Consider the following 11,176-nt stretch of genomic DNA (forward strand, 5'->3'; position numbering starts at 1 on the left):
TGTGCGCACGGCGGGAGCCGGGTTGTCGCCCCGGCGGGCGAGGTACTTTTCTTTGCTTCGCCAAAGAAAAGTACCCAAAAGAAAGGCGACCCCACTGTCTGCGTCCCTGCGCTTCGCTTCGGGCAACCTGCGGTGCTCGCGTCCAGCGGGGTCTCGCTCAAACTCGCTGCGCTCAGACAGTCGCGAGCCCTGACCCGCTGGCCGCTGCGCTCCTCGGCGCATACAGAGGGGATGGGAAACGAACAGCCACTCGGGCCGTCGCGTTGCTCGGCCCCGGAGTGGTCAGCCAGCGTTCAATGTGCCCTGTGCTTTTTCAGCCCACATCGCCAGGTTCGCCACCAGATCCTTTTGGCTGAACGAGCAGCTTTCTTCCGAAAACAGCGCGCTCGATTCCAGCCGGTCCAGCAGGTTCAGCAGCACATCGCTGTAGCGCGGGGGCAGGGCGGCCAGCAGGGTGGTTTGCTCGCGGGCCAGGGTGCTCAGGGTGGCGGCGGTGTGGTCGCCGCGTTCAAAGGCTTGCAGGGCCTGGGTGAAGGTGGTGAGCTGGGTGTGGGCGGTGTCGGTCATGGCGTAGCCGGGCGGGGCCAGGATGGGGGATACGCCCGAGGGTAAAGCAGCCATGGGCCCGCGCCCACCGGGCCGATACCAAGTGCGGCAAAATCGCCGGATGAACGCCCTCAACGTCGCTGAATACACGCACTCCCTCGGTCTCCAGGCAAAAACGGCCTCTGCGCTGATGGCCAAAGCGCCAGCAGCTATCAAAAACAAAGCGCTCAAGGCGCTGGCCCGGTTGCTGCGCGAGAACGTGGCTGCGCTGCAGGTCGACAACGCCAAAGACCTGGAGCGCGCCGTGGCCAATGGGCTGGCGGGCCCGATGGTGGACCGGCTCAAGCTTACCCCCAAGGTGCTGGAGACCTGCGCCGAGGGCTGCGAGCAGCTGGCCGCCATGCCCGACATCATTGGCGAGGTCCTCGGCATGAAGCAGCAGCCCAGCGGCATTCGGGTGGGGCAGATGCGCGTGCCGATTGGCGTGTTCGGCATGATTTACGAGAGCCGTCCCAACGTGACCATCGAAGCCGCGTCGTTGTCGATCAAGAGCGGCAACGCCTGCATCTTGCGTGGCGGCTCCGAGGCGATTGATTCAAACAAGGCACTGGCCAAGATCGTGCAGCAGGCGCTGGCCGAGGCCGGCCTACCGCAAGACGCGGTGCAATTGGTGCAGACCACCGACCGTGAGGCCGTGGGCCAGCTCATCACGATGCCGCAGTTTGTGGACGTGATCATCCCGCGCGGCGGCAAGGGCCTGATCGAGCGCATCAGCCGCGATGCCAAGGTGCCCGTGATCAAGCACCTGGATGGCAACTGCCACACCTATGTGGACGACCCCTGCGACATCGCCATGGCCGTCAAGGTGGCTGACAACGCCAAGACCAACAAGTACAGCCCCTGCAACGCGAGCGAGGGGCTCTTGGTGGCGCGTGGCGTGGCGGCAGCATTTTTGCCCCAGATCGGCGCGGTGTATGCCGCCAAGGGCGTGGAGATGCGCGGCTGCCCCGAGTCGCTGGCGATTCTGCAATCGGTGGCGGGTGCCAAATTGGTCGCCGCTACGGAGCAGGACTGGAGCGAGGAATACCTGGCCCCGATCATCAGCGTGAAGATCGTGGCGGGGGTGGATGAAGCCATCGCCCACATCAACCGCTATTCCAGCCACCACACCGATGCCATCCTGACGCGCGACCACATGCATGCCCAGCAGTTCCTGCGCGAGGTGGATTCGGCCAGCGTGATGGTGAACGCCAGCACGCGGTTTGCCGACGGTTTCGAGTACGGCCTGGGCGCTGAAATCGGCATCAGCACCGACAAGTTCCATGCGCGGGGCCCGGTGGGCATCGAAGGCCTCACTTCGCTCAAGTACGTGGTGCTGGGCGAAGGTGAGGTGCGGGCCTGATGTGCTTCTGAAACGATAGCTGCTGGTGCATGTTCGACTAGCGCTTGCGGCTTATTTCATATGAAAATCATCATCCTCGGCGCCGGCCGCGTGGGCCAGAGCGTGGCAGACAGCCTGGTGTCCGAGCGCAACGACATCACCGTCATCGACACCGACGCCGCGCGCCTGCGCGACCTGGAGTCGCGGTTTGATCTGCGCGGGGTGGTGGGCAACGGCATCGAGCCTGCCGTGCTGGCCGAGGCGGGGGCCGAGGACACCGACCTGCTGATTGCCTGCGCCGCGCAGGACGAGACCAACCTGGTGTGCTGCAAGATCGCGCAGCTGCTGTTCAACATCCCCAAGCGCATTGCGCGGGTGCGGACCACAGGCTTCGAGGCCCATGAGCGGCTGGTTGGCCCCGAGGGGTTTGCGGTGGACCGCATCATCTGCCCCGAAGAATCGCTGACCCGCTACATCGGCAAGCTCATCGAGTACCCCGAGGCCATGCAGGTGCGCGAATTTGCCGGAGGCCGCGCATGCCTGGTGTCGGTGCGGGCGCGTGCGGGGGCTCCGATGGTGGGGCACTCCATCGGCGCGCTGCGCGAGAGTGCGCCGGAGCTGGCGATGCGCATGGTGGCCATCTACCGGCGCTTCCCCGACGAGCCTGACCGATTCATCGCCTGCGACGGCCGCACGCGCGTCGAGCCGGGGGACGAGGTGTTCGTGCTGGCCGCGCACGAGCACATCGCCAACGTGCTGGCCGCTCTGCACCGTCCGGCATCCCAGCAGCTCCAGCCTGTGCGCCGCATCATGATTGCGGGCGGCGGCCGGCTGGGTCTGCGGCTGGCGCGGCAGCTCAGCCAGGCGGGCGGGCGTTTTCACATCAAGATCATCGAGGACCATGCGGACCGCTGCGTGGAGCTGGCATCAGCCCTGCCGCCTGAGGTGCTGGTGCTGCAGGGCGACACCACCGACGAAGACCTGCTGGGTGACGAAGGCATCGAGGAGGTGGACCTGTTCCTCGCGCTCACCGACGACGACGAGGACAACATCATGTCCTGCCTGCTGGCCAAGCGCATGGGCGCAAGCCGGGTGCTGGCCCTCATCAATCGGCGCAGTTATGCCGACCTGATGCACGGCACGCAGATCGATATCGCGCTGTCGCCCGCTCAGGCCATGCTGGGTGAGCTGCTGGCCTATGTGCGCCAGGGCGACGTGCAGGCCGTGCACAGCCTGCGCCGTGGGGTGGCCGAGGCGCTGGAGATCGTGGCGCGCGGCGACCGCAAAAGCTCGCGCGTGGTCGGCCGCAAGGTCAGCGATCTGCAACTGCCGCGCGATGTGCACATCGGCCTGATCGTGCGCGGTCTGCCTGACGCGTCGGAAACCACGGGTGCATCCGCTGCCGATCTGGGCGAGCCCGAGGTCATCATCCCGCGCAGCGCCACGGTGATCGAGAGCAATGACCACGTGGTGTTCTTCCTGCCCAACAAGCGGCTGGTGCGCGATGTGGAAAAGCTCTTTCGCGTGAGCGCGACGTTCTTTTGATGCACCCCCCTGAGTCGCTTCGCGCCTTCCCCCCGCTCTCGCAGCGCTGTGCGCTGCGGGCAGGAGGACGCCGCCAGCGCACGCCAGCGAAGCGCCGCCTCTGCGGCGGGGCGGCCCTTGCGCGGCGGCCCTCGCCTGGGCTGCACCAGTATCGACGGCTGCATGCGATGTCGGCTGCCATGGACCAGGGGCCCGAGTCATGACGGACATGTTTCCCGTTCTGCGCGTGCTGGGCATTCTGGTGATGATCTTCTCGCTGTCTATGGGCCTGCCGCTGGCAGTCTCGCTGTGGACGCGCGACGGCGTCTGGTTTGTGTACCCGCTGTCCATGGGCGCCACGATGCTGGCGGGCGCGTGGCTGTGGTGGCGGTTGCGGCTGTTCCGGCAGGAGCTGCAGCCGCGCCACGGCGTGATGCTGGTGTCGCTGGTGTGGATGCTGCTGCCTCTGTCGGCCGCGCTGCCGCTGATGCTGGCCGGGCACTACACAGGGCACCCGCTGTCGTTCACGCACGCCTACTTCGAGGCGGTGTCGGGGCTGACGACCACGGGCTCCACCGTGCTGGCGGGCCTGGATGCGTTGCCGGTGTCGGTGAATGTGTGGCGCACCTTTTTGCAGTGGATGGGTGGCATGGGCATCCTGATTTTGGCCGTGGCCGTGCTGCCGCTGCTGGGCGTGGGGGGCAGCCAGCTGTTCAAGGCCGAGGTGGCCGGGCCGCTGAAGGACACCAAGCTCACGCCACGCATGACCGGCACGGCCAAGGGGCTCTGGGGGGTGTATGCGCTGTTCTCCGTGCTGTGTGGCCTGGCCTACTGGGCCGGGGGCATGGCCCCGCTGGATGCGTTGATGCACATGTTCACCACCGTGAGCCTGGGCGGGCTGTCGTCTCACGACCTGAGCTTTGGGTACTTCCAGTCGCCGCTGCTGGAGGCGATCTGCATCTTCTTCATGCTGGTGGCCAGCTGCAATTTTGCGCTGTACTTCGTCGCCATTCGCAAGGGCCAGTGGGGCGGCTTCTGGCGCGACCCGGAGCTGCGGGCCACGCTGGTGACGCTGATTGGCGGCGGTCTGCTGGTGGCTCTGCTGTTGTGGGCCAAGGGCGTGTATGGGCCGCTGGACGCGCTGCGCCATGGCATGTTCAATCTGGTGTCGCTGGCCACCACCACCGGCTACGCCACGGTGGACTACCTGGCATGGCCCGTGTTTGCGCCGGTGTTCATGCTGCTGCTGTCGGGTGTGGCCACCAGTGCGGGCTCGACGGGCGGGGGCATCAAGATGGTCCGCATGCTTATCCTCGTCAAGCAGGCGCGCCGCGAGATGAACCGCCTGGTGCACCCGCGCGCCGTGCAGCCGGTGCAACTGGGCGGCGCTGCAGTGGACAACCGGGTGATCTTCTCGGTGCTGGCCTTCATGCTGGTCTATGGCGGCACGGTCTTCGGGCTGAGCATGGTCATGTTGCTGACAGACCTGGACCCGGTGACGGCGTTTTCGGTGGTGCTGGCCAGCGTCAACTGTGCGGGCCCGGGCCTGGGCAGCGTGGGGCCCGCGTCCAACTATGCCGTGCTGACCGATTTCCAGATCTGGGTATGCACCCTGGCCATGCTGCTGGGGCGGCTGGAGATTCTGAGCTTCATGGCCTTGCTGACCCCGGCGTTCTGGCGCCGGTAGGGGGCAGGGCCGTGGCTGCACCGGGGGTGACTTGCGAAAACCCGGCCTGACCCCACATCCTACAATTCACCGCAATCGCTTCCCGAGGGCTTTCCATGGTTCCGCATCTCATCACGGCCCTCACCGGGCCGATCAACGAACTCGAACAGCGCATTCTCGACTCGATGCCCGCCATCGAACGCTGGTTCCGGCTGGAGTGGATGGAACACACCCCGCCGTTCTACACGTCGGTAGACATCCGCAATGCGGGGTTCAAGCTGGCCCCGGTCGACACCAACCTGTTCCCGGGCGGCTGGAACAACCTGACCAAGGAGATGCTGCCCCTGGCCGTGCAGGCTGCGATGGCTGCCATCGAAAAGATCTGCCCCGAAGCGCGCAACCTGCTGATCATCCCGGAGAACCACACGCGCAACACGTTCTACCTGTCCAACGTGGTGCAGCTGCAGCGCATCTTCAACATGGCGGGCCTGAACGTGCGGGTCGGCTCCATCAGCCCCGAGATCAAGAAGTCCACGCTGATCGAGCTGCCCAACGGCGACACCGTGACCCTGGAACCCGTGGTGCGCACCAAGCGCCGCCTGGGGCTCAAGGACTTTGACCCCTGCACCATCCTGCTGAACAACGACCTCACCGCAGGCGCCCCCGGCATTCTGGAAGACATCCACGAGCAGTACCTGCTGCCCCCGCTGCACGCCGGCTGGAGCGTGCGCAAGAAGAGCACCCACTTCAAGAACTACGAAGAGGTGGCCAAGCGCTTTGGCAAGATGCTGGGCATTGACCCCTGGCTGGTCAACCCCATGTACAGCCAGTGCGGCGAGGTGGACTTTGCCGAGGGCACGGGCATGGACCAGCTGCAGACCAGCGTGGACGCACTCCTGACCAAGGTGCGCCGCAAGTACAAGGAATACGGCATCAACGAAAAGCCCTTCGTGATCGTCAAGGCCAACAACGGCACCTACGGCATGGGCATCATGACCGTGCGCGACGCCAAGGAGCTGGACGCAGTCAACCGCAAGACGCGTAACAAGATGGCCGTGATCAAGGACGGCCAGCCGGTGAGCGAAGTCATCATCCAGGAAGGGGTGTTGACGCAAGAGCGCGTGAACGACGCCGTGGCCGAGCCCGTGGTCTACATGATGGACCGCTACGTGGTGGGGGGCTTCTACCGCATGCACGCCGAGCGGGGTGTGGATGAAAACCTCAACGCCCCCGGCGCGAGCTTTGTGCCCCTGGCCTTTGAACACAGCACCCACATGCCGCAGCCTGGCGTGCGCCCGGGTGTGAGCGCGCCCAACCGCTTCTATATGTATGGCGTGGTGGCGCGGCTGGCGATGCTGGCGGCCAGCTACGAGCTGGAGGCCACCAACCCCGACGCCGAGGTATACGACTGAAAACCAGAGTCTCTGGGGCCCCTTGCGGGTCTTGGGGGCACCGCGTCTCAACGTCTGCGCCCTCCCGGCGACGTTGCGCAGCGGGCCTGCGGGGCAGGGCAGTGGCCCCGCATGCCACGCCCGCGCCCGGTTGCCAAGGGCAAGTTGCTGCGTTGCAACATGGGGTTTCGCCTCCAAACGCTTGATCTGGCTCAGGCGCACAATAGCGTTCCCAAAAGTAACGGAACCCCGTCAGGCCCAGTGCGCGGGGGTGGTCAGTGCAAAGCTCCAAGTCATCGCTCGCAGCGCTCACGCTGGGCGCCATCGGTGTTGTGTATGGCGATATCGGCACCAGCGTGCTGTATGCCGTCAAGGAGGTGTTCGGGTCCGGCCATGTGCCGTTCACGCCCGCAAACATCTACGGCATCCTCTCCATCTTTTTCTGGACCCTCACGGTCATCGTCTCCCTGAAGTACGTGGTGCTGGTGCTGCGCGCCGACAACCACGGTGAGGGGGGCCTCATCGCCATGCTGGCCCTGGCCTCCCAGGCGGTCAAAGACAAGCCCCAGCTGCGCAGCGTGCTGCTGGCCGTGGGCATTTTTGGCACCTCGCTGTTTTACGGCGATGGCGTCATCACCCCGGCCATCTCGGTGCTGTCGGCGGTGGAGGGGCTGGAAGTGGTGTCGGACCACTTCAAGCACTACGTGATACCGATCACGCTGGTGGTGCTGTTTTGCCTGTTTGCCGTGCAAAAGCGCGGCACGGGCGGCATCGGCAAGTTTTTTGGTCCCATCACGCTGGTGTGGTTTGTCACCATCGCGCTGCTGGGTGTGTCGCACATCGTGGGGCATCCGGAGATCTTGTGGGCGCTGAGTCCGCACCACGCGCTGGGCTTCATGTGGGCCAACCCGGGCACCAGTTTCATCATTCTGGGCGCGGTGGTGCTGTGCGTGACGGGCGCCGAGGCCTTGTATGCCGACCTGGGCCACTTCGGCAAGCGCCCGATCCGCATGGCCTGGTTTGGTGTGGCCATGCCGGCGCTCACCCTCAATTATTTTGGCCAGGGCGCGCTGCTGCTGGCCGAGCCCGAGGCCGTCAAGAACCCGTTCTATCTGATGGCCCCCGACTGGGCGCTGGTGCCTTTGGTGATCCTGGCCACCATGGCCACCGTGATTGCCTCGCAGGCGCTGATCACCGGCGCATTCAGCGTGACCAAGCAGGTCATCCAGCTGGGCTACCTGCCGCGCCTGAACATCCAGCACACCAGCGTGCGCGACACGGGCCAGATCTATATGCCGCTGGTCAACTGGGGGCTGTTCGTGGCCATCGTGCTGGCGGTGGTGATGTTCCGCTCGTCGAGCAATCTGGCTGCGGCGTATGGCATTGCGGTGACGCTGGACATGCTGATCACCACCACGTTGACCTTCTTCGTGATCCGCTACGGCTGGCGGTATCCGCTGGCGCTGTGCATTGCGGCCACGGGCTGCTTCTTTGTGGTGGACCTGGCGTTCTTCGCCTCCAACTTGCTCAAGCTGTTCCAGGGTGGCTGGTTCCCGCTGATGATCGGCGGCATCGTGTTCTCGCTCATGATGACCTGGAAGGAAGGGCGCCGCCTGCTCAATGACAAGCTGCGTGCCGATGCCATCGACCTCAAGGACTTCCTTGAGTCGATCTTCATCAGTCCGCCCACGCGGGTGGATGGCACAGCCGTCTTCCTGACGGCCGAAACGGGCGCGGTGCCCAATGCCTTGCTGCACAACCTCAAGCACAACAAGGTGCTGCACCAGCAAAACCTGTTTGTCACCGTGCACAACCACGAGACGCCCTGGATTGGTCTGGACAAGCGGCTGCAAGTCGAATCGCTGGGGCACGACTGCTGGCAGGTGGTGGTGCATTACGGCTTCAAGAACGACCCCGACCTGCCCCGCGCGCTGGAGCTGCTGCGAGGGCGAGGCTGTGAGCTGGAGTCGATGACCACCAGCTATTTCCTGTCGCGGGACACCGTCATCCCCACCATCGGCAGCGGCATGGCGCCTTGGCGCGAAAAGCTGTTTGCCCAAATGCACCACAACGCCAGTGGCGCGGCCGACTTTCTGCACCTGCCCAATAACGCGGTGGTCGAGCTGGGCTCCAAGATCGAGATCTGACGGGCTTAGGGGGCTCCCCCTGGCCTGGGACGGAGCCTCGGGCTGGTTTTACGCTGTTTTTGCCTTGTAGCGCTAGTGCTCATTGTCTGAGGTGCTATTAATACTGTAGCTGTTGGAGTGGGCTGACGGCCTGCCTGAGCGCCAGGCGCGCGCGGTGCCAGAATCGCGCCCATGCAATTTTTCAAAGACCTGAGCCTTTCCACGGCGGTGGCGGGTTTCGTGGCGGTGCTGGTGGGCTTTACCAGCTCGGTGGCCATCGTCTTCCAGGCCGCCCTGGCCTTTGGGGCCACACCCGCGCAGATCACGTCCTGGATGTGGGCGCTTGGTCTGGGCATGGGACTGTGTTCGCTGGTGCCCTCGCTGATCTTGCGCCAGCCCGTCATGGTGGCTTGGTCCACACCGGGCGCCGCCGTGCTGGCCACCGCGGGGTTGGCGGGCGGTTTCAGCATGGGCGAGGCCATCGGCGCCTTCATGATCAGCGCGTTGCTCATCACCCTGGCGGGCGTCACCGGCTGGTTCGAGCGCGTGATGAACCGCATCCCCATGGAAATCGCCGCTGCCCTGCTGGCCGGCGTGCTGGCCCGCTTTGGCCTGCAGGCGTTTGCGGCAGCCCAGACCGCATTGCCCTTGGTGCTGCTGATGTTGATGGTGTATCTGGTCAGCCGCCGTTTGGCTGCCCGGTATGCGGTGGTCATCACCCTCGCCATGGCGGTGGTGTTCGTGGCCACCCAGGGGCAGATGGCCTGGTCGGCGGTGCAGCTGGAGCTGGCCCTGCCAGTTTTCACGGCGCCCCAGTTCAGCGTAGCGGCTGCCGTCAGCCTGGCAATTCCTTTGTTTGTGGTCACCATGGCGTCGCAGAACCTGCCCGGGGTGGCGGTGATCCGTGCGTCGGGCTACAACTTGCCCATCTCCCGGCTCATCACGCTCACGGGTCTGGCCACCCTGGTGCTGGCGCCTTTCGGGGCGTTTGCGCTCAACTTCAGCGCCATCACCGCCGCGATGTGCATGGGCCCCGAGGCGCACGCCGATCGCCGCCGGCGCTACACGGCCGCGGTGGCATGTGGCGCCATCTATGTGGCGATCGGTTTGTTTGGCGCAGTCATCACCGGGCTGCTTACCGCCTTTCCCAAAGAGCTGGTGGTGGCCATTGCGGGTTTGGCGCTTCTGGGCACCATTGGCAACGGCCTGGCGGCGGCGCTGCGGGACGAGTCGCACCGCGAGGCGGCACTCATTACCTTTCTCGTCACCCTCAGCGGTGTGGTCATCGTTGGGGTGGGCTCGGCCTTCTGGGGCGTGGTGGCCGGCAGCATTGCGCTATTTGTGCAACAGTACAGGCGTTCGCAGGCCAGCGGCGCGTAAGTCGCCTTGGCTGCCTGGGCCCCTGGCCTCCTCCATTCCTTGACCCGACACCATGAAACTGCTCTTCATCGCCGACCCGCTGCAAAGCTTCAAGATCTACAAGGACACCACCTTCGCCATGATGCGCGAGGCACAGCGGCGTGGTCATACCCTCACGGTCTGCGAACCGCAGCACATCACCTGGCAGCGCGGCAGCAAGGTCACTGCACGGGTGCAGGACGTCCGCCTCACGGGGGATGCCACCCATTGGTACGAGGCCCAGCCGCAGCGCAGCGCAGCGTTGGCTGATTTTGATGCTGTACTCATGCGCAAGGACCCGCCCTTCGACAGCGAGTACTTTTACGCCACCCACCTGCTGGAGCAGGCGGAGCGCGATGGCGCCCGGGTGTTCAACAAACCCAGCGCTCTGCGGGACCATCCGGAAAAGCTGGCCATCATGGAGTTTCCACAGTTCATCGGACCGACGCTGGTCACCCGGGATGCGGAAGACATTCGCCGCTTTCATGCAGAGCACCAGGACATCATCCTCAAGCCTCTGGATGGCATGGGTGGGATGGGCATCTTCCGTGTGGGCCCAGACGGCCTCAACCTGGGCAGCATCACCGAAACCCTCAACCGCCACGGCGCGCAAAGCGTGATGGTGCAAAAGTTTTTGCCCGAGATCGTTGATGGCGACAAGCGGGTCCTCATCATCGGCGGCAAGCCTGTGCCGTTCTGCCTGGCGCGTATTCCCCAGGGCAGCGAAGTGCGCGGCAATCTGGCCGCTGGCGGCAAAGGCGTGGCGCGCCCTCTGTCTGCGCGGGATCGTGAGATTGGCGAAGCGCTGGGCCCGGTGCTGCAGTCGCGTGGCTTGCTGCTGGCTGGGGTAGACGTGATCGGCGACTGCGTCACAGAGATCAATGTCACCAGCCCGACCTGCTTCCAGGAAATCTTTGATCAGACAGGCTGCGATGTGGCCTTCCTATTTGTAGACGCTTTGGAGTCTGCGGTTGCGGCCGTTGGTGGTTGAGGGGTTTGTCTCGTGTACAGGTACTGTTAGATCAATCCCTGGGCTTACCCTGCTGCCCGTTGTAAACCGTGCTATAGTCGAGGGCTTCGCTACTGAGACCTGAGCGCAAAAGTGTTGGGGTCGATGGGGTGGTTTGTGGTGGTGCTTAGGTGC

At 64.9% G+C, this 11,176-nt stretch carries 8 protein-coding genes; 7 read left to right on the forward strand and 1 reads right to left on the reverse strand.

Translation table 11 applies throughout. The features are described from left to right. Positions 1-282: 282 nt before the first annotated feature. Positions 283-621: a hypothetical protein gene (locus tag DBR23_RS07400; protein ID WP_108497809.1), complete on the reverse strand. Its 339-nt coding sequence runs from the start codon at positions 619-621 to the stop codon at positions 283-285. Positions 622-667: 46 nt separating this feature from the next. Between DBR23_RS07400 and DBR23_RS07405 the strand changes: the two genes are divergently transcribed. The 7 genes from DBR23_RS07405 to gshB all read left to right on the forward strand — a co-directional run bounded on the left by DBR23_RS07405 (position 668) and on the right by gshB (position 11,023). After that, on the forward strand, positions 668-1,948 hold the full coding sequence (locus DBR23_RS07405; protein ID WP_108497810.1) for a glutamate-5-semialdehyde dehydrogenase: 1,281 nt from the start codon (positions 668-670) through the stop codon (positions 1,946-1,948). 60 nt (positions 1,949-2,008) lie between these two features. Next, on the forward strand, positions 2,009-3,472 hold the full coding sequence (gene trkA, locus DBR23_RS07410; RefSeq protein ID WP_108497811.1) for a Trk system potassium transporter TrkA: 1,464 nt from the start codon (positions 2,009-2,011) through the stop codon (positions 3,470-3,472). A 199-nt stretch (positions 3,473-3,671) separates the two neighbouring features. Next, entirely contained in the window at positions 3,672-5,138 is a 1,467-nt protein-coding gene (locus DBR23_RS07415) for a TrkH family potassium uptake protein (RefSeq protein ID WP_108497812.1), read from the forward strand. A gap of 95 nt (positions 5,139-5,233) precedes the next feature. Continuing rightward, positions 5,234-6,529, forward strand: coding sequence for a glutamate--cysteine ligase (gene gshA / locus DBR23_RS07420; protein WP_015016114.1), 1,296 nt, complete (start codon positions 5,234-5,236; stop codon positions 6,527-6,529). A gap of 257 nt (positions 6,530-6,786) precedes the next feature. Next, positions 6,787-8,655, forward strand: a complete 1,869-nt coding sequence (locus DBR23_RS07425; protein ID WP_108497813.1) for a potassium transporter Kup — start codon at positions 6,787-6,789, stop codon at positions 8,653-8,655. 171 nt (positions 8,656-8,826) lie between these two features. Then, positions 8,827-10,014 (forward strand): benzoate/H(+) symporter BenE family transporter, encoded by a 1,188-nt coding sequence (locus DBR23_RS07430; protein ID WP_108497814.1) that lies wholly within the window; start codon positions 8,827-8,829, stop codon positions 10,012-10,014. A 52-nt stretch (positions 10,015-10,066) separates the two neighbouring features. Continuing rightward, positions 10,067-11,023: a glutathione synthase gene (gene gshB / locus DBR23_RS07435; RefSeq protein WP_108497815.1), complete on the forward strand. Its 957-nt coding sequence runs from the start codon at positions 10,067-10,069 to the stop codon at positions 11,021-11,023. Positions 11,024-11,176: the final 153 nt, after the last annotated feature.

Source organism: Acidovorax sp. HMWF018, assembly GCF_003061035.1.
In the GTDB taxonomy this organism is placed as follows: domain Bacteria; phylum Pseudomonadota; class Gammaproteobacteria; order Burkholderiales; family Burkholderiaceae_C; genus Acidovorax; species Acidovorax delafieldii.

Excerpts from the sequence above, each read along its gene's own strand:
- gshB (WP_108497815.1), top strand. The coding sequence starts at position 10,067 with ATGAAACTGCTCTTCATCGCCGACCCGCTGCAAAGCTTCAAGATCTAC.
- DBR23_RS07415 (WP_108497812.1), top strand. The coding sequence starts at position 3,672 with ATGACGGACATGTTTCCCGTTCTGCGCGTGCTGGGCATTCTGGTGATG.
- DBR23_RS07400 (WP_108497809.1), bottom strand. The coding sequence starts at position 621 with ATGGCTGCTTTACCCTCGGGCGTATCCCCCATCCTGGCCCCGCCCGGC.
- DBR23_RS07430 (WP_108497814.1), top strand. The coding sequence starts at position 8,827 with ATGCAATTTTTCAAAGACCTGAGCCTTTCCACGGCGGTGGCGGGTTTC.
- DBR23_RS07405 (WP_108497810.1), top strand. The coding sequence starts at position 668 with ATGAACGCCCTCAACGTCGCTGAATACACGCACTCCCTCGGTCTCCAG.
- trkA (WP_108497811.1), top strand. The coding sequence starts at position 2,009 with ATGAAAATCATCATCCTCGGCGCCGGCCGCGTGGGCCAGAGCGTGGCA.
- gshA (WP_015016114.1), top strand. The coding sequence starts at position 5,234 with ATGGTTCCGCATCTCATCACGGCCCTCACCGGGCCGATCAACGAACTC.